The following is a 17,638-nucleotide window of genomic DNA, read 5'->3' as shown; positions in this document are numbered from 1 at the left end:
CCCCAAACGGCGGCCCCCGGGGGGCGGGGGCCCCCCTTTTCTGCTTCGACTCAAATCGGTGCTGTTCGACGATCAGCAAACTTACTTGACCGCAGCCCGCAGCGTCTTGCCCGCCGAAAATTTCGGGACACGGGCCGCCGGGATCTTGAGCGTTTCCCCGGTTCGTGGGTTGCGCCCCACACGCGCCTTGCGCTTCGCCACCGTAAAGGTGCCGAAGTTCACCAGACTGACCCGCTGCCCTTTCTTCAGCGATGAGGTGACGGCTCCGGTGAACGCCGCCAGCGCATTGCCCGCAGCGACTTTGGTGATGCCGGCCGACGCCGCCATTTTGGCGATCAACTCCTCTTTGGTCATCGCATTCCTCCTTGCTTGATGGATGGATTGAGAACCGATTCTCGGTCCCTTCTCGCCTCGCGCACGACCCTATAACGCGACGAAACACATCGAGCCAACTCGCCTAGAGGGAACGGGATCGTTGCCTCCGTCCCCGTTTTACCGGAATGCGGAGGTCCGTAATCTTCTTGCGTAGGGTGTTTCGGTTCAAGCCCAGCAGTTCCGCCGCCTGAATCTGGTTGCCCTTCGTCTCTTTCAGCGCCAATGCGATCAACGGCCGCTCCACCGCCGACATGAGCATGGGATGCAGGTTCCGGGCCGACCCGTTTCGCATGCTCCTGACGAAATCGCCCATCTTCGATTCGATGTAACCCTCGAGCGACAACTCCTGACCGGCACCGCCTGGGTAGGAATAACCGTTGACCATCCTCTGAATCAATTTGGAGGCTCGCTTGAGCGCATGGCGGGAACCCGCCAGCACCAGAGTTCTGAACGGATCAATAGCCTGCTGCAATTCGGTCAGTTCGCCCAATGTTCCCCGCTTGGCTTCCAGCACCACGATGTCGAAGGGACGCTTGGCAGCCTCCTTGGTGAGCGCGGCTGCGTCCTTCGCCGCCGTGATCGTCGCCTCCCTGAAGGCTTGCTTGAACTGGACGTGGACATCATGGTCGGCGCTAAGAAGAAGAATGCTCAAGGACGACGACCGAAGCGACATGAAGGCACCAGCGAAGAAAAGAGGATGAGAAGAAGAGGGCGGGATTATTACCTTAGAGGTGAGACGATGTCAATCGTGAAATTGCGCAGCGAATAGCCGAACGGCCGCTCTACTAAACGTTTCGCAGGGATCGGTGAGAAACAATCTCGCAGGACTCGGCAATTGCCCGGACAGATACTTTGCCAACGTCGCATTGAGCGGGAGGACCAGAGGAGTCTCACTCTTGACCCTGAACGAAGTCCGTAAGATCAACGGGCGACTGAGCGATCACCGCACAGCAAACCTGGAGCCACAAACGGGAGAATCCGAGACGATTCGTCTCCGCTTTCTTCTTCTTGTCGTGAGTGCGTCGAACTCGACAGGCAGAGAATTTTTTAAAGGCGCGCCTCGCTTTCGGTCTCTCCAAACCAGGATCGATAGCGGAAGCAAAAGACCCTCGGCCTCCAGGTTCTTCACTGAGCCTTGGCATCGGCCAAGTGGACATCTGCGGCGACCGGTCTTTCGGTAAGGTCGGTCAAAACGCGTGGCGGAACCGACTTGACACCATCCTCACAGTTGTTATAAAAAAGACCGGTTCCTGGAATTCCTATCGGAGTAGTCAACATGAAAGTTTCGCTCAAAGCCACTTATGCCATCATGGCTGCCCTGGACCTGGCGATTCATAATGGAAATGCGCCGGTTCAAGCTAAGTCGATCGCCAGGAGACAGAGCATTCCGGCCCGCTTTCTCGAGCAAGTGTTGAACGCGATGAAAAAAGCCGGTCTGGTCACGAGTCTCCGAGGTGCCCAGGGCGGATACATGCTGAGCAAGAAACCGGCGGAGCTTTCGTTGGCTGAAATTCTGGAAGCGCTGGACGGCCCGATCGGCCCGCAGCGCGACCGGGTAGTCAGCCATCTCTCGAGGCAGAACCATCGGCAAGAGTCGCTGCTGGCGCATGTTTGGGACCGTGTCAAGCAGGCGGAATTGAGCGTCCTGGCCAGTGTCACACTGAAGGAACTGGTCGATCGACACCGCGAACTCGAACAGCAGAACGCATTGATGTATCACATCTGAGACGCAAGGAATCGATAGGCTGACGCGGCTTCGCTGTTGGAGGCCGAGTCCGGGAGAAAAAAAGAGGTTTCCTATGAGCGTATCCCGAGCGACTTCTCCGCCAGAGATCCAAACTGCGCCGATCCCTCCTGAGATTCTGGAAGAGATTGAAGCCTTTGAAGCGGAAGCTCACCGAGTCTTGAGCGGGGAACTCTCCGGCGACCTTTTCAAGCCGTTCCGCCTGCAACATGGGATTTACGGCCAGAGGCAGCCCGGCGTCCAGATGTTCCGGATCAAGATTCCGTTCGGCGGCCTCACCGCGAACCAGCTCAGACGAATCGGAGAGATTGCCGACCAGTATGCCACCGGCGTGGGCCACGTCACGACCCGGCAGGACATCCAGCTCCATTTTGTCTCGCTCGAAGACGTCCCAACCATGATGCGGAAGCTTGCGGAGGTGGAGCTCACCACCCGCGAAGCCTGCGCCAACACCGTGCGGAACGTGACCGCCTGCCATTTGGCCGGCGTGTGCCAAGGCGAAATCTTCGACGTGACGCCTTATGCCAAGACCGTCGCCCTGCATCTCCTTCGCAATCCGCTGAACCAGAGCTTGCCGCGGAAGTTCAAGATCGCATTTTCGGGGTGCCAACACGATTGTGCGCTCACACCGATCCACGATATCGGCTTGCTCGCCGCGAAAAAAGAGGACGGAACCGTCGGCTTCCGCATGTCCGTCGGCGGAGGGCTGGGTTCGACGCCCCGCTTGGCTCACGTGCTGCGGGAGTTCGTTTCCATGGACGAACTCATCCCCTCGATCGAGGCGGTGATCAAGGTCTTCGACACCCTCGGCAACCGCAAGAACCGGCACAAGGCCCGGATGAAATTTGTCATCGACAAACTCGGCTTCGAGGAGTTCAAGCGGCGATGGGAGGAGGCCTACGCCGCGATGGGCTACAACCGCCCGGTCCACGAGCCGATCAAGCTGTTGTCGCACCAGGACGACCCGGTCCCTCTCATCATGCCGACCCGGGCCATCGGGCCCGGCAACGGCAACGGCAACGGATCTCTCGGGGAGACCCCCTTCGAGACGTGGAGACGGACCAACGCGATCAGGCAGAAACAACCGGGTTATGTCGCCGCGCTGATCAAGCTCCCGATGGGCGATCTCACCACATCGCAGATGTACGTCTTGGCCGACCTGGCCGAGGCGTATTCGAACGGCAACATCCGGACCACCGTCAATCAGAACATGATTATCCGGTGGGTGCCCGAAGCGCGACTGCGCGAGTTCTACGAAGACCTGGCCGCCCACGGATTGGCTGATCCGGGAGCCGACGCGGTGGAAGACATCGTCGCCTGCCCAGGTACGGACACGTGCGGCCTGGGTATCACCTCTTCGAAAGGACTGGCCAGGGCCATGGCGGAGATCTTTCCGCCCGGCCGCGTCCCCGATGACTTGAAGGGTGTCAGCGTCAAGATCAGCGGATGCCACAATTCCTGCGCGCAACATCACATCGCAACGATCGGGTTGCACGGAGTCGGCAAGCGTATCGGCGAGCACGTGGCCCCGCACTACGAACTCCACCTCGGCGGGCAGGTGAACGGCACGGCCAAGATCGGGCAGATGACTGTCAAGCTGCCGGCGAAGAACGTCCCAGCCGCGGTCTCCCACCTGATCGCCGTCTATCGGCGCGACCGTCAACCGGGAGAAGGGCTGCCTGCGTTTATCGCGCGTGTCGGCAAGGCCAAGCTGAAGGATGAATTGATTCCCTATACGATCGTTCCCTCGTTCGAAGAGGACCCGACCTATTATTACGATTGGGAGGGCGAAGAGGAGTTCGTGTTGGAGGACCTCGGACCGGGCGAATGCGCCGGAGGGGCCCTCGAGATGATCGACAATCGCATGCTGGAAGCCGAACAGGAGCTGTATCAGGCCAGGCTGTTGGCTGATAAGCACCAATATGCGATCTCCGTCAACAAGGCCTATCGCGCGGTTCTCGCGGCGGTCAAAGCCTTGTTGGTCACCGAGGGCGTTGATCCGGCAACCGACGCCGAGACGTTTGCTGAATTCGAGCAGCGGCTGGTGCCTAAAGGCATCCTGCCCGCGTACCGGAACCTTGCGTCCCGGATCGGCGACTTGGGACCGAAAGCCACCACGGCGGAATTTACGCTCGGCAAGGTGGCGTTCGCGAAGGAATTCGTCGATGCCTGCCGAGCCGCGACCGAGCAAATCGGCAAGGACCTGAAATTGGCCGGCGCGGAGAAGGGCGACGGCGCCGAGCAGCCGCAGTCCGCCGCGTCGCCGGCGCAACCGGCGGAGCAGGCACCCGCTCACGCAAACGGTTCAGCCGCCGACGCACCGGTCTTCGATTTGCGCGGTGTGGCCTGCCCGCTCAACTATGTCAAGACGAAGCTCAAACTCGAGATGATGGAGGCGGGCGAGCGCCTCGAGGTCTGGCTCGACGCCGGAGAGCCGATCAAGAACGTGCCTGTGAGCCTCCGGAACGACGGTCACAAAATTCTGGCCCAGGAGCCGTTGGAGCCAGACGCCGCCCATTATCGCATCGTGGTGGAGAAAGTCGAGAGCTGAGGATTGAACAACTCAGGGCTTCTTCCCCATAGTCTATCGCCAATCGCCTATGACCTTGACCGAGAGGCAAATCCCAGTGTCTCGAGACAGTGAGAGGACCGGCGCGCCGATGGAAGAAGAACTGAAGCGGCTGAGCGAGTCCTTCGAGACGAGACAGCCGCAGGACGTGCTGGCCTATGCGATCGAGCGCTACATGCCCAAGATCGTGCTCGCCTGCAGTTTCGGCGCCGAAGATGTCGTGCTGGTGGACATGATCCAGCGGATCAATCCGCAGGTTCCGCTATTCTATCTCGACACGGATTTCTTGTTCGCCGAGACCTACGACGTCAGGGATCGCATCGTCGAAAAATACGGCCTGCGACCCGAACAGGTGTTGCGGATCACGTCGCTCCTTACCCCGGCAGAGCAGGCTGCGCAATACGGCGACGCCCTCTGGGCGCGCCAGCCGGACCGCTGCTGCGAACTGCGGAAGGTCGAGCCGCTGGCGCGGGTTTTGAAAGGCTTCGACGCCTGGATTACGGGTATCAGACGCGACCAGGCGCCGACCAGGGCGAACGCCGGGTTGATCGAATGGGACCGTAAATTCCAACTCGTCAAGATCAACCCGCTGGCGAAATGGACGGCCGAGGACGTGTGGACTTATATCAAGATGTACGAGGTGCCGTACAACCGGCTCCATGACCAGAACTATCCCAGCATCGGCTGTACGCACTGCACGGCGCCGGTCCAGCCGGGGGAAGATCCGCGCGCCGGGCGATGGAGGAATTTCGCCAAGACCGAGTGCGGTTTGCATAAGTAAACAGGTCGCGAATACGAGGCTAGAGGCAGCCCGGTCGGGCCGCGCAGCGTCATCGCCTTTAGCCTCCTTGTTTTGCTCAGCGACACACGCTGAAACGTGAGGTGGAGGGGTGGCTGCCGTGAAGAAACTGGCCGTGATCGTGACGCGTGGTTCCTATAACAATCTGCTCCAGGCCTGCGAACTCGCCCGTATCGCCACCATCGCCGGCACCCAGGTGAGCGTGTTCTTTCGGGACGAAGCGGCCTTGCGGCTGACGCAGGACAAAGTCAAAGACATGGTCTTCTCCGAAGCCTACAAGGGCCGGGACGCCCATATGCGGGAGGTCCTGCGTTCTCGCGGCAAGCACGACTTGCCCGCGATCTTGCGCGAGATCAAAGAAAAAGGCGACGCCAAATTTTCCGTGTGCCGCGATTCCTTGGAGCTGCTCGAAATTACGGTCGAAAAGTTGATCCCCGAACTGGACGAGGTCCAGGCAGCGGATGCCTTCTGGAAGGAAGAAGTGACCACGGCCGATCAGGTGCTCACCTTCTAACTAAGCGCGTGACGCGTCACGGGTCGTATGCAACAGTTCATCGCCAAGGTCGCCAAAGGGACGAAGACTTCCAAGGACTTGACCTGGGAGGAGGCCAAGCAGGCCATGAAGTGCCTGATCGAGGGTCAGGCCACGCCGATCCAGGTCGGCGCCTTCCTGGTCGCCATGCGCATGAAGACGGAGTCCGTCACCGAACTGGCCTCCTTCACCGCGGCGGCCCGCCAGTATGTTGCGCCGTTGCCCGTGCCCGAAGGCCTGGCGCTCGTCGATCTCCCGACCTATGCCGGCAAGCAAGACACCTTTCACGCGTCGATTGGAGCGGCGGTGGTGGCGGCCGCCGCAGGCGCGGTCGTGCTCATGCACGGTCATGAAGGAATTCCGCAACGGCCCGGGACGGCTGCTGTCTTGAAGGTGTTGGGAATCCCGACCGAACTCAAGCCGCAGCAGGCGGCGGACGAACTCGTGACGAAAGGGTTCGCGTATCTGGATATTGCGTTCTACCACCCGCCTATCGCGCGGTTCCTCGACCTCAGGACTGAATTGGGACTGCGAAATTTTTTCCATCCTGTCGCCCGCATGCTGAATCCGGCCCGCGCCTCGTCTCAGGTCATCGGGTTGACGCATCCGCCCTACTTCGAAAAGACGGCGGAGGCGCTCCGCATGTTGGGCGCCCGGCGCGCGCTGGTGATCCGCGGCGTGGAAGGCGATCCGGAACTCTCGCTCGCTTCGGTGACGAGGCTGCTGGAATTGCGGGATGAGCGGATCGTGCCCTTGACGCTCCAGTCGAAAGACGTCGGACTGCCGTCGGCTTCCTTCCGCGAGATGGCGGGCTTCCCGGCGGAGCAACGGGAGAAGGAAGCCGAGTTGCTCGCACGGATCGTGCGGAACGAGGTGCGCGGCGGGCCGCGTGATTGGGTGGCGCTCAATGCCGCCATGTTGCTGTATGCGGCGGGCAAAGGCCCGTCGATTTCCTCCTGCCTGCCGACGGCCCAGCGGGCCATCGAGTCGGGAGCGGCGGCGCGGAAATTGACCGAGCTGACCACGGCGAAGGAACCGGTTCATGCCTGAAGGGGATGGAGGAACCTGCGCATGAAACATCTCCGGCAGTTGGAAGATCAGAGCGTCTACATCTTGCGGGAGGCCTACAAGCACTTTGACCATCTGGCCATGCTCTGGTCCATCGGCAAAGATTCCACCGTGTTGTTGTGGCTCGTACGCAAGGCCTTCTTCGGGCACGTGCCGTTCCCGCTCATTCACGTGGACACCAGCTACAAGATTCCGGCCATGATCGAATACCGTGACCGGCTGGTCCGCGAATGGCGGTTGAATCTGGTGGTCGGTCAAAACAAAGAAGCCCTGGCCGCCGGCATGAACCACACGCTGGGCCGGGTCACCTGCTGCACGGCTCTCAAGACCAACGCGCTGAAGCAGCTCATCGAAGAGAAGGGCTATACCGGCATCATCCTGGGCGTGCGCGCGGACGAGGAAGGCACGAGGGCCAAAGAGCGATATTTCTCGCCGCGCGACAAGCACGGCGATTGGGATTTCCGGGACCAGCCGCCCGAGCTGTGGGACCAGTTCAAGACCTCGTTCCCGCCGGGGACGCACGTCCGCATCCACCCGCTGTTGGATTGGACCGAGATCAACATCTGGGAATACATCAAGCTCGAGAACATCCCGTTCATCGATCTCTATCTCGACCGGGGCGACGGAACGCGGTACCGCAGTCTGGGCTGCGCCCCCTGCACGTTCCCGATCAAATCCACCGCCAAGTCGGTCGACGACATCATCGAGGAATTGCGGCACACGACGGTCGCCGAGCGCGCCGGCCGCGCGCAGGACGAGGGGCGCGGGATGGAACTGCTGCGCAAAGAAGGGTACATGTGACGCGAGCAATGCTCCGCGAGACCGGCGAGAAATGCGCGAACCGCGGGAAAGGCGATTCACGCCGGGACCCATTGCTTCCGGGAGCAATGGGTCCCGGCCAGTCTCGCGAGTCCCGCTGGCTGCGCATCAGGATTCCGTAGAGCCATGACGACCAAGACGCAAGCGGCGACTATCACCAAGCCCAACGAAACCATGCAGATCGTGATCGTCGGCCATGTGGATCACGGCAAGTCCACTTTGCTGGGCCGGCTCTACGCCGACACAGGCTCGTTGCCGGAGGGCAAGCTGGAGAAGGTCCAGGCCATCTGCCGCCAGCAGGGCAAGGAATTCGAATACGCCTTTCTCTTCGATGCGTTTCTGGAGGAGCAGGAGCAAGGCATCACGATCGACACGGCCCGCACCTTTTTCAACTGGAACGGCCGGCAGTACATCATTATCGATGCTCCGGGGCACAAGGAATTCCTCAAGAACATGATTTCGGGCGCCGCCCGCGCCGAAGCCGCCTTGCTGTTGATCGACGCCTTCGAAGGGGTGAAAGAGCAGTCCAAAAAACACGGGTACCTGCTCTCGCTGTTAGGAGTCAGGCAGGTCGCCGTGGTCGTCAATAAAATGGACCTGGTCGGCTATCGCCGCGACGTCTTCGACGGGATCGAGAAGGAGTACCGGGACTACCTTGGGCAGTTCAAAGTCGTCCCGCAGCAGGTGATTCCCGTCAGCGCGAAGCTGGGCGACAACATCGTCGCGCGTAGCGGGCACATGCCCTGGTATCAGGGCCCCACCGTGCTCGACACGCTGGGCTTCTTCAGGAAGGAAACCGCGCGCGCCGAACAGCCGCTCCGGTTCCCGGTGCAGGATGTCTATAAATTCGACGTCCGGCGGATCATCGCCGGCCGCATCACCGCCGGACGGCTGAAGGTGGGAGACCGGCTGGTCTTTTCTCCGTCCAACAAGGTCGCCAACGTCAAGACGATCGAGGCCTTCAACATCGAGCCGCCCCCGACCGAAGCACAGGCCGGCCAGTCGGTGGGAATCACGCTGGACGAACAGATTTTCATCGAGCGCGGCGAAATCGCCTCGCATCAGAACGACATTCCGCTGGTCTCCACCGCGTTTCGGGCCAACGTGTTCTGGTTGGGGCGGCCGCTCGAGCGCGGGCGGAAGTACCAGCTTCGCCTGGCCACGCGCGAGGTGGATTGCGAGGTAGCGGCCATCCATCGCATCATCGACACGCAGGACCTCGATCAACGGCAGGGCGGCCGCGCCGTCGAGAAGAACCAGGTCGCCGAGTTGACGCTGCGAACCAAGTGGCCCATCGCCTTCGATCTGTCCGCGTCCTTCGAGGCCACCGGCCGCTTTGTGATCGTCGATCAATACGACATCTCCGGCGGCGGCATCATCACCGAGCTGGTTCACGACGAACAGGAATTTCTGCGGGAGGAGGCCCGCCGGCGCGATTTCGCCTGGGTGAAAGGCGAGGTGAGCGCGGAGGACCGGGCCCAGCAGTATGGACACCGCGCGGCCATCGTTCTGTTGACCGGCGGACGCCATACGGGGAAGTCGTTCCTGGCTCGCAAACTGGAGGCGCTCTTAGTGGCGGAAGGGCGGCATGCGTATCTGCTGGACGGCGAGAACCTCCGGCGAGGCCTGGATGCCGATCTGGCGGAATCGGAAAGATCCGATACGACCGAGATGGCTCGGCGCTACGGCGAAGTCGCCCGGCTGCTGATCGATACGGGCCTGATCGTCGTCTCCACCACGAATCCCTTCGGCGCCGCCTATCGGGACGCGGCGCAAGCCATCAGGACCCTGGTGCATCCGGCTCCCGTGATCGCCGTCCATATGAGCAAGACCGAGGAGGAGCCTCCGCCCAACACCGACCTGCACTTCAGCGGCCCCCAGGACTTCGACGAGGCGGCCCGGCGCATCATCGAAGAACTCAAACGCCGGGGCGTGCTGGCGCACGCGATCGGCAGTAAGCCGACGTTCCAGTACTCGATCTAACTACAACTTGGCGAACCGCCGATAGCGAGCAGCTAAGAGCTCAAGATGGGCAATCATCTTCGTTGTTCACTGGCTTCTCCTGCTGTCAGCTTCTTGCTGTTGGTGGGGACGTTTGACTCTCTAAAAACCCTTGTGTTACCGTTGGCCTTCTATTGAGGGAAAGAAACCTATGCCTGCGGCACAAGAGAAAAACCTCAAATCCATTCTGAGCAAACTCCAATACACCGATGATGCGAAGGTGGTCCAGCAGATCACCGAGCAGATGAAGCAGGTGCAGGCCCGCATGGCCGGCATCAAACACAAAATCGTCGTGATGAGCGGCAAAGGCGGGGTCGGCAAGAGCATGACGACGGTCAACCTGGCCCTGGCGCTGGCGCGTCTGGGGTACCGGGTCGGGCTGTTGGACGTGGACCTCAATGGCCCCTGTGTGCCGCGGATGCTCGGCATGCATGGCCGGTCGCTCATGATTACGCCAGAAGGCGCGGTCCCTCCCGTCGGCCCGCTGGGAGTGAAGGTCGCTTCGATGGATTTCTTCCTCGGCGACGCTTCACCGGTCCGCTGGAAGGGCCCGATGGATTTGAGCCCGGTCTGGCTGGGCGTGATGGAGATGAATGTTATCCGGGAGTTCCTCGCGGACGTCGTGTGGGGCGAGTTGGATTATCTCTTGACCGACCTGCCTCCGGGAGCCGCCGCCGACAAGCCGCCCGTCATGGCCGGGTTCATTCCCGACCTTGCCGGTGCGATCGTGGTCACAACCCCGTCCGAAGTCGCGTCCGATGTCGTGCAGAAGTCGGTCACCTATGCGCGCGACATGGGCATCCGGGTGCTCGGGATGGTGGAGAACATGAGCCGGTACCGTTGTCCGTCCTGCGGAGCCGAACATGAGCTCTTCGAAGGCAACACGGGGGCGATGTGCGAGGCGCTGGATGTCCCGCTCCTCGGCAGAATCCCCTTCGATCGGACGCTGGCCTCGACCTTCGACAAAGGAACGCCGTTGCTGGACGAGAATTATCCGACGATCCAGCGATACCGCGAGATTGCGGAACGGGTCGTGACTCTTGTGGAGTACAAGAAGGTGTTGGCGGAAAGGCTCTAACAATAGGCAAGAGGCACGAAGCAAGTGGTTAAGAAGGATGAGGATCAGAGGGTTTCACCATAACCCCTTAACCCCTTGCCGCTAGCCCCGTGCCCCTCGCCCAGGAGTTGAAGATGAAATTCGTTTGCTTGAACTGCGAAACTTACATGAACTTCGAGAAGGTGGAACAGCCGGCGGAAGGCTCGCTCGGCGTGTTCTTCGGGTGCCCCTCCTGCGGGGCCAAGTTTTCCATGGTGACCAACCCCGGCGAAACGCAGATGGTCAGCTCGCTGGGCGTGAAGTTAGGCGGACGGCCGGCGCCGGCCGAGCCGTTCGAGATGACCCGGAGCACGCTGAAAGAAGAAGCCCTGGCCGGCGCCGGGCAGATGGCGGCCTATCTCAACGAGAAAATTCAAGGCGGGCAACCTGCCGGAACCTCGGCCGGTGCCGGGACGACAAGTCCTGCCAGCCAAGGGAAGCCGGAGACCAAATCGGGCGGGTGCCCGTTTTCGGCGATGGTGGCTCAGATGGGACTCGCTGCGTCGGGAAGCCAGGCGGGGCCCGGTTCGGCGACCTCCGAGTTCACGTGGACTCCGGACGCCAAGGACAAATTGGAGCGCCTCCCGTCGTTCGTCCGCCCGATGGTCCAGAGCAGCGTCGAGGCCTATGCGCGGAAACATGGGTACAAGACCATTACGCTCCAGGTGATGGACGATTCCAAGCACGATTCCATCGGCGTCGCGTGGACGCCGGAGGCCGAAAAGCGGTTGGAAAACATCCCGGACTTCATCAGGCCGATGGCCAAGCGGGAGATCGAACGGCTGGCGAAGGAGCAGGGCGCCTCGACGATCACGGCGCAAATCATGGACGAAGCGAAAGAGAAGTTCATGAAGTTCATGTAAGGCTTAGGCGCGTGGCACGGGGCGCGAGGCGCGAGGCAGAAAAGGGGCTCATCCGGTCATTCGGATGGGCCTTTTTCTTGGTCATCATAGTGTTCAGCGTCTTCGCCGTTCCGGCTGTCGCCCAGATCGGCGGTTCGTCGCACGACGGTGGTCACGGTGCTCTGAACGGACAGCGGCACGACCATGGCGGAACAGCGGCGCCTGGCGTTCCGAAATGGGAAGGCTCGCCGGAGGGAAAGGCCTATTCCGAGTTTAATCATCACTTGGCCGGCGTCTTCGTGATCCTGATCGGACTCAGCGAACTCCGAGAGGCGTTAGCCTTCACGAAGTTCTCGTGGATCAGCTTCCTGTTGCCGGCCGCGATGTCCGCGGCGGGAGGTTTCCTCCTGATCTGGAGCGATCACGAAGCCTGGCCGGTGGGGACGCTCAGCTTCGCCCAAACCTTCTTCGGCGATGACGGGGAACTCATTCAACACAAGACCTACGGCCTGCTGCTCCTGAGCGTGGGGGCGATCGAGCTCTTCCGGCGGCTCGGCCGGATCGCGCATGGCGTCTGGATGGTGCCGCTGCCCGCGTTGGCCATCATCGGTGGACTGATGCTGTTCGGGCATGAGCACGGCGCGCACCCGTCCGCCCACAAGATCGCCGTCCATCACACTATCATGGGAATACTGGCGATCACCGCCGGCTCCTCCAAGCTCGTCTCCGGTTGGCAGAGAGTGCAGGACGGGAGGGACGGTAGGAGTGTCGACCGGGCGGCGGATCGGTCGTCCTGGGAACTGGCCTGGGCCGGCTTGATCTTGCTGATCGGACTGCAATTGTTGATCTACTCGGAGTGATCCTTCCTCCGGCGGAGGCGCACTCGGGCAATGGAAGCGGAACGTTCGCCGAAGTCGAACGTCAACCCCGCTGTCGCGGCCTTCCTTTCGGCGTTATTCCCGGGTCTCGGCCAGTTCTATAACGGGCAGTGGGCCAAAGGCGCCGCATTTTTCTTCGTCGCCCTTCTGCTGGTCGGCGCTCTGCTCAGTTCGGTTGATGTGGATCGCTTCGAGCGGTCGCTGCTGGCCGACGAAGTTCCCTCAAACCTCGGCCTGCTCCTGGTCCTGACCGTTTCCCTGTTGCTGCTCGCGCTCTGGAGCATTGTGGATGCCGTACATATGGCCAGGCGAACACGCTGATTCGACCGGGTTCGCCGCTCCGCTTGCCGGCCGTCCTGTTGCCCGCCCGTTGTCCCGGTCACCGCGTGCGCCAAGTGATCCTGCAGTCGCCTCCCCAGCGTTGACACCCCAGTTGCGTCTGTGTTAGCTCTACCTCACCCAATCACACGGAAAATCATGTCGTACCTGGACCGCTTCGTCGGGGTTCCTGGTCCAGAGGAGGGTCTTATGGGCGGCCATAGTCACTGGGCGACCATCAAACGGCACAAGGCTGCGCAGGACGCGAAGCGCGGCAAGATTTTCACCAGACTGATCCGCGAACTGACCATCGCTGCGCGGCAGGGGGGCGATCCGGAAGGCAACCCGCGACTCCGGCTGGCTATTGCGAAGGCCAAAGACGCCAACATGCCGAACGACACGATCAAAAAGGCCATTCAGCGAGGCACCGGAGAGTTGCCCGGCGTGACCTACGAGGAGTTTACCCTCGAGGGGTACGGCCCGGGGGGCACCGCACTGTTGCTCGAAATCACGTCCGACAACCGGAACCGGACCGTCGCGGAGATCCGCAGCCTGTTGACGAAGAACCACGGCACCATGGCCGAAGCCGGCTCGGTGGCTTGGCAGTTCCAGAAAAAAGGCACGCTCGTGGTGGAGAAAGATAAAGTCGACGAAGACCGGCTGCTCTCCATCGCGCTCGACGCTGGCGCTGAGGACGTGAAAGTCGGCGAGAAGACCTTTGAGGTCATCACCGGCCCGCAGGAGTTCGAGGCGGTCAAGAAGGCCCTGGCCGACGCCAAGATCGAAACCTCGCTGGCCGAAGTGACCTTCGTGCCGCAGAATTACATCAAGCTCGAGGAAAAGTCCGCCGAGCAGATGCTCAAGCTCATGGAAATCCTGGACGAGCACGACGACGTCCAGAAAGTTCACGCCAACTTCGACATCTCGGAAGAAGTCATGGAGAAAGTGGCCACGGCGGGGTAGCGGCTGTGCCCGGCGCCCCGGCTGTGACAATTCGGTCACCTTGTGCCATGAATCGGAGGCCTTCGCCCCTCGCGCGTTACGCGTGACGCGTCACGTGATTCGATGATTGCCTCACTGACGGGACGACTGGCGTTCAAGGCGCCGACACACGTGACGCTCGATGTTCAGGGCGTCGGCTACGAAGTGTTCGTTCCGCTCAGCACGTATTACGCGCTTCCCAACCTGAACGAAGTCACCTCGCTTCACATCCATACGCATCTCCGCGAGGATGCCATCCAGCTCTTCGGATTTCTCGAGCCCGTCGAAAAGGAAGCGTTCGTGCTCCTGACCGGCGTCTCCGGAATCGGTCCTAAACTGGCGCTCGGCGTCCTTTCCGCGTTGGCGGTCCCCGATCTCGTCTCCGCCGTGCAGGCCGGCGATGTGGAGAAACTGGCCACGGTGCCCGGCATCGGGAAGAAGTCGGCCGGCCGGATCGCGCTCGAGCTGAAAGACAAAGTGGAGCGCCTGCATCCCGCCTCGGGCCAGGCCGTCCGTGCGACCTTGGGTCACGCCGATCCGGTCCAGGAAGACGCCTTGTCCGCCTTGGTCAACCTCGGGTATCGGGCCGCGGACGTGAAGGAGGTTCTCAAGCGGGTCCGCAGTCTCCGCGGCAACAGTCTCCCGCTGACAGACTTGATCCGCGAAGCCCTCAAAGAACTGGCAAGGGGGTGAATCAGATGAGGATCGCGCCGGGATTCCAACGATCAGGAAGGCTCGCGCTCGGCCGCGTGTTCGTATGGGGGCTGCTCCTGGGCAGCGTCCTCTGGCCTGTCGGGTCCACGCGGTTCGTCGCTGCCGGAGATGCCTCGGAGCCCAAGAGTATCCGCAAAACTTGCGGCAGTTGCCCCGAGGGCTATGCCACCACCGGCGTCACCACCGCGCCGGAGATGTGCAAGGACGGCGATCCGATCCTCGTCCAGTGTGTGCCCCTGGGCGCCAATATTCTGCCCGTCTGCGGCTCTTGCCCGGAGGGGTATGTGCAGATCGGCAGTTCGTCGGTGCCGGCACAGTGCGGGAACAGGAACGGCGGCCTGCTGAGCCAGTGCCAGTTACAGAACATGGAGCCTCATCTACCCGATCCGACCAAGGGCGGCCTCACCTGTCCGCCGGACTGCGGCTCGCCGCCGCCGCCGGGCCATGGCGCCCTGCCGCCGCCGCCGCAATCTCGTCCGGCTCCTGAAGAGAAGAAACACGACGAAGGGGGCGGGTACTGACTCCATGGGAGAGCGTCTGGTGACCAATCATCATCTGACCGAGGACGAGCGAGGGTTGGAAGCCTCGCTTCGGCCGCACACCCTGGATGAATATGTCGGCCAGGAGCGGATGAAGGAATCCCTCCGCATCTGCATCGAGGCCGCCAAACGCCGGGGGGAAGCGCTGGATCATGCGATCTTCTACGGGCCGCCGGGTCTGGGCAAGACCACCATCGCGCATGTGATCGCCCATGAGATGGGCGTTTCCATCCGCTCGACCTCGGGACTCGTGCTGGCCCACGCGGGAGATCTCGCCGCGATTTTGAGCAACCTGCAGGAACACGACGTGCTGTTCATCGACGAGATCCATCGCTTACCGGCTTCGGTCGAAGAAGCCCTCTACCCGGCCATGGAGGATTTCCAGCTTGATCTGGTCATCGGCCAGGGGCCGTCCACCAGGACGGTCAAGCTGGACCTGCCTCGCTTCACCTTGGTCGGTGCGACGACGCGCGCCGGAGCCCTCACGTCCCCTCTGCGGGACCGGTTCGGGCTGGTGCATCGGTTGGAATTTTACTCACCGGTCGAACTGGAGGCGATCGTCCGTCGTTCGGCCAGCCTTCTCGGCGTGGCTATCGACGCTGAAGGGGCGGCGGAGATCGCCGGCCGCGCGCGCGGCACCCCTCGGATCGTGAACCGCCTGATCAAGCGGGTGAGGGACTATGCCCAGATCAAAGCCGAAGGCCGGATCACCAGGCAGGTTGCGCAGGAAGCGCTCGCATGGTTGGGCGTGGACTCCGCCGGCTTTGACGAAATGGATCGGAAGATTCTTTTGACCGTCATCGAAAAGTTCGGCGGGGGACCGGTGGGAGTCGAATCATTGGCTGCTGCGGTCCAGGAAGACAAGGGAACGTTGGAAGACGTCTACGAGCCCTATCTGATGCAAGCGGGATTTCTTGAGCGCACCGCTCGCGGCCGCCAGGCTACCAGGTTGGCCTTCGAACACTTCAAAAAACCAAAAGATTTACTCTCCTGAGCAGTCGGCCCAACGAATCGCGACGATCATCGGTGGCAGTCGTTTTTCCTTGAATTCACGGGAGCTCGTCGGGAGCACTCCTCCCAAGTGCCTGAATCACCAAGGGTATCCTTGCAAAGCTTCGCTGCCTTCCTGTATCATCCACCACTTGGCTCCATGATTCGCCGTCGCAGACGGGAATCAGCGCACACCTGCCTTATCGTCCCCGATTCGGTCTGGCAATCCAATCGGTGAGCCTGGGGAGCCGAGCAAGGATGGCTGCTGACAAAGACCTGCAGCACTATCGCCGGGAAATCGACCGGATCGACGACGAAATCCTCCGCCTCCTCAACGAGCGGTCCAAGAACGTCATCGAAATCGGCAGGCTGAAGAAACAATCGGATCGTGACGCGAATCTTCACACCCCGGCCCGCGAGGCGGAGATTATCGAGCGGCTGACGCGCCGGAATCCCGGTCCCTTTCCCAACGAGGCGATCCGGCCGGTGTATCGCGAGATCATGTCCGCGTCGCTGTCCCTCGAAGGCCCGCAGAAGGTCGCCTACCTGGGACCGCGTGCGACCTTCACCCACATGGCTTGCATGCAGAAATTTGGCTCGTCGGCCCAGTACATGCCGGTGACCGGCATCAAAGACGTCTTCAACGAAGTGGAGCGGGGCCGGGCGAATTTCGGCGTCGTGCCGATCGAAAACACGACCGAGGGGGTGGTCAACCACACCTTGGATATGTTCATCGATTCCAATCTTCTCATTTACGGCGAGATCCTGCAGGAAGTCTCGCATCACCTCCTCTCCAAAACCGGGTCGATCGAGGACATCAAAAAGATCTATTCCCATCCGCACGCGATCGCCCAATGCCGGAACTGGCTGGAAACCAATCTGTCGCATATCCCGGTTTCGGAAGTCGCCAGCACAGCGCGCGCCGCAGAACTGTGCGTGGACGAACCGGCCGCTGCCGCCATCGCGTCGGAACTTGCCGGGCAACTCTACGGGTTGAAGGTCGTTCGGGACCGGATCGAAGACAACATGAACAATTTCACCCGGTTTTTGATCCTCTCGCAAAAACCGCCGGAGCGGACGGGAAAAGACAAGACGTCGCTGATGCTCTCCGTGAAAGACCGAGTCGGCGCGCTGTATGACCTGTTACGTCCCTTCGCCTCGCACGGGATCAACATGACCAAGATCGAGTCCCGGCCGTCGCGGCGCAAAGCCTGGGAATACATTTTCTTCGTGGACATCGAAGGGCACGTGGAGGAAGACCGGGTCAAAAAAGCCTTGGAAGAGGTCAAAGGGCGCTGCCTCTTTATGAAGATTTTGGGATCGTACCCGTCGCACGCTTAAAGAAGGTCAATCGTCAACCGTTGTTCGTTCCT

General features: G+C 61.4%; 18 protein-coding genes. 16 read left to right on the top strand and 2 right to left on the bottom strand.

All coding sequences use genetic code 11. The features are described from left to right. Positions 1-81: 81 nt before the first annotated feature. Positions 82-354: an HU family DNA-binding protein gene (locus AB1555_03535; protein ID MEW6245766.1), complete on the bottom strand. Its 273-nt coding sequence runs from the start codon at positions 352-354 to the stop codon at positions 82-84. Between the two features lie 103 nt (positions 355-457). Continuing rightward, the gene (locus AB1555_03530; protein ID MEW6245765.1) at positions 458-1,048 is read right to left on the bottom strand and encodes a helix-turn-helix domain-containing protein; all 591 of its coding nucleotides are present in this window, start codon (positions 1,046-1,048) and stop codon (positions 458-460) included. A gap of 603 nt (positions 1,049-1,651) precedes the next feature. Here AB1555_03530 and AB1555_03525 point away from each other — a divergent pair. From AB1555_03525 to pheA, 16 genes are all read left to right on the top strand, one after another. Further along, positions 1,652-2,101: an Rrf2 family transcriptional regulator gene (locus AB1555_03525; GenBank protein ID MEW6245764.1), complete on the top strand. Its 450-nt coding sequence runs from the start codon at positions 1,652-1,654 to the stop codon at positions 2,099-2,101. Between the two features lie 73 nt (positions 2,102-2,174). Continuing rightward, positions 2,175-4,670: a sulfurtransferase TusA family protein gene (locus tag AB1555_03520; GenBank protein ID MEW6245763.1), complete on the top strand. Its 2,496-nt coding sequence runs from the start codon at positions 2,175-2,177 to the stop codon at positions 4,668-4,670. A gap of 109 nt (positions 4,671-4,779) precedes the next feature. After that, on the top strand, positions 4,780-5,469 hold the full coding sequence (locus AB1555_03515; GenBank protein MEW6245762.1) for a phosphoadenylyl-sulfate reductase: 690 nt from the start codon (positions 4,780-4,782) through the stop codon (positions 5,467-5,469). A 109-nt stretch (positions 5,470-5,578) separates the two neighbouring features. After that, positions 5,579-6,001: a DsrE family protein gene (locus tag AB1555_03510; protein MEW6245761.1), complete on the top strand. Its 423-nt coding sequence runs from the start codon at positions 5,579-5,581 to the stop codon at positions 5,999-6,001. Positions 6,002-6,028: 27 nt separating this feature from the next. After that, positions 6,029-7,069 (top strand): anthranilate phosphoribosyltransferase, encoded by a 1,041-nt coding sequence (trpD, locus tag AB1555_03505; protein ID MEW6245760.1) that lies wholly within the window; start codon positions 6,029-6,031, stop codon positions 7,067-7,069. Between the two features lie 21 nt (positions 7,070-7,090). Continuing rightward, entirely contained in the window at positions 7,091-7,888 is a 798-nt protein-coding gene (gene cysD, locus AB1555_03500) for a sulfate adenylyltransferase subunit CysD (GenBank protein MEW6245759.1), read from the top strand. Positions 7,889-8,032: 144 nt separating this feature from the next. Continuing rightward, positions 8,033-9,889: a GTP-binding protein gene (locus AB1555_03495; protein MEW6245758.1), complete on the top strand. Its 1,857-nt coding sequence runs from the start codon at positions 8,033-8,035 to the stop codon at positions 9,887-9,889. Between the two features lie 169 nt (positions 9,890-10,058). Beyond that, positions 10,059-10,985, top strand: a complete 927-nt coding sequence (locus tag AB1555_03490) for an Mrp/NBP35 family ATP-binding protein (GenBank protein ID MEW6245757.1) — start codon at positions 10,059-10,061, stop codon at positions 10,983-10,985. 113 nt (positions 10,986-11,098) lie between these two features. Continuing rightward, positions 11,099-11,866 (top strand): PCP reductase family protein, encoded by a 768-nt coding sequence (locus tag AB1555_03485; GenBank protein ID MEW6245756.1) that lies wholly within the window; start codon positions 11,099-11,101, stop codon positions 11,864-11,866. An 11-nt stretch (positions 11,867-11,877) separates the two neighbouring features. Next, the gene (locus AB1555_03480; protein ID MEW6245755.1) at positions 11,878-12,705 is read left to right on the top strand and encodes a hypothetical protein; all 828 of its coding nucleotides are present in this window, start codon (positions 11,878-11,880) and stop codon (positions 12,703-12,705) included. A 30-nt stretch (positions 12,706-12,735) separates the two neighbouring features. After that, positions 12,736-13,044 carry a DUF5683 domain-containing protein gene (locus tag AB1555_03475; protein MEW6245754.1) on the top strand — a complete coding sequence of 103 codons (309 nt, stop codon included), beginning with the start codon at positions 12,736-12,738 and terminating at the stop codon, positions 13,042-13,044. A gap of 207 nt (positions 13,045-13,251) precedes the next feature. Next, positions 13,252-14,004 (top strand): YebC/PmpR family DNA-binding transcriptional regulator, encoded by a 753-nt coding sequence (locus tag AB1555_03470; GenBank protein MEW6245753.1) that lies wholly within the window; start codon positions 13,252-13,254, stop codon positions 14,002-14,004. Positions 14,005-14,106: 102 nt separating this feature from the next. Then, complete coding sequence (gene ruvA, locus AB1555_03465; GenBank protein MEW6245752.1) at positions 14,107-14,715, top strand: Holliday junction branch migration protein RuvA; 609 nt, start codon at positions 14,107-14,109, stop codon at positions 14,713-14,715. A 5-nt stretch (positions 14,716-14,720) separates the two neighbouring features. Continuing rightward, entirely contained in the window at positions 14,721-15,257 is a 537-nt protein-coding gene (locus AB1555_03460) for a hypothetical protein (GenBank protein MEW6245751.1), read from the top strand. A 4-nt stretch (positions 15,258-15,261) separates the two neighbouring features. After that, entirely contained in the window at positions 15,262-16,269 is a 1,008-nt protein-coding gene (gene ruvB / locus AB1555_03455; protein ID MEW6245750.1) for a Holliday junction branch migration DNA helicase RuvB, read from the top strand. A 254-nt stretch (positions 16,270-16,523) separates the two neighbouring features. Then, on the top strand, positions 16,524-17,606 hold the full coding sequence (gene pheA, locus AB1555_03450) for a prephenate dehydratase (GenBank protein MEW6245749.1): 1,083 nt from the start codon (positions 16,524-16,526) through the stop codon (positions 17,604-17,606). The last annotated feature ends 32 nt before the right edge of the window (positions 17,607-17,638 follow it).

It is taken from the genome of Nitrospirota bacterium (assembly GCA_040755395.1).
Classification (GTDB): Bacteria; Nitrospirota; Nitrospiria; order Nitrospirales; family Nitrospiraceae; genus DATLZU01.
This window is presented reverse-complemented; position numbering and strand designations above follow the sequence as displayed.

Coding starts and splice junctions, on each gene's coding strand:
- AB1555_03535 (MEW6245766.1), bottom strand. CDS start 354: ATGACCAAAGAGGAGTTGATCGCCAAAATGGCGGCGTCGGCCGGCATC.
- AB1555_03530 (MEW6245765.1), bottom strand. CDS start 1,048: ATGTCGCTTCGGTCGTCGTCCTTGAGCATTCTTCTTCTTAGCGCCGAC.
- AB1555_03525 (MEW6245764.1), top strand. CDS start 1,652: ATGAAAGTTTCGCTCAAAGCCACTTATGCCATCATGGCTGCCCTGGAC.
- AB1555_03520 (MEW6245763.1), top strand. CDS start 2,175: ATGAGCGTATCCCGAGCGACTTCTCCGCCAGAGATCCAAACTGCGCCG.
- AB1555_03515 (MEW6245762.1), top strand. CDS start 4,780: ATGGAAGAAGAACTGAAGCGGCTGAGCGAGTCCTTCGAGACGAGACAG.
- trpD (MEW6245760.1), top strand. CDS start 6,029: ATGCAACAGTTCATCGCCAAGGTCGCCAAAGGGACGAAGACTTCCAAG.
- cysD (MEW6245759.1), top strand. CDS start 7,091: ATGAAACATCTCCGGCAGTTGGAAGATCAGAGCGTCTACATCTTGCGG.
- AB1555_03495 (MEW6245758.1), top strand. CDS start 8,033: ATGACGACCAAGACGCAAGCGGCGACTATCACCAAGCCCAACGAAACC.
- AB1555_03490 (MEW6245757.1), top strand. CDS start 10,059: ATGCCTGCGGCACAAGAGAAAAACCTCAAATCCATTCTGAGCAAACTC.
- AB1555_03485 (MEW6245756.1), top strand. CDS start 11,099: ATGAAATTCGTTTGCTTGAACTGCGAAACTTACATGAACTTCGAGAAG.
- AB1555_03475 (MEW6245754.1), top strand. CDS start 12,736: ATGGAAGCGGAACGTTCGCCGAAGTCGAACGTCAACCCCGCTGTCGCG.
- AB1555_03470 (MEW6245753.1), top strand. CDS start 13,252: ATGGGCGGCCATAGTCACTGGGCGACCATCAAACGGCACAAGGCTGCG.
- ruvA (MEW6245752.1), top strand. CDS start 14,107: ATGATTGCCTCACTGACGGGACGACTGGCGTTCAAGGCGCCGACACAC.
- AB1555_03460 (MEW6245751.1), top strand. CDS start 14,721: ATGAGGATCGCGCCGGGATTCCAACGATCAGGAAGGCTCGCGCTCGGC.
- ruvB (MEW6245750.1), top strand. CDS start 15,262: ATGGGAGAGCGTCTGGTGACCAATCATCATCTGACCGAGGACGAGCGA.
- pheA (MEW6245749.1), top strand. CDS start 16,524: ATGGCTGCTGACAAAGACCTGCAGCACTATCGCCGGGAAATCGACCGG.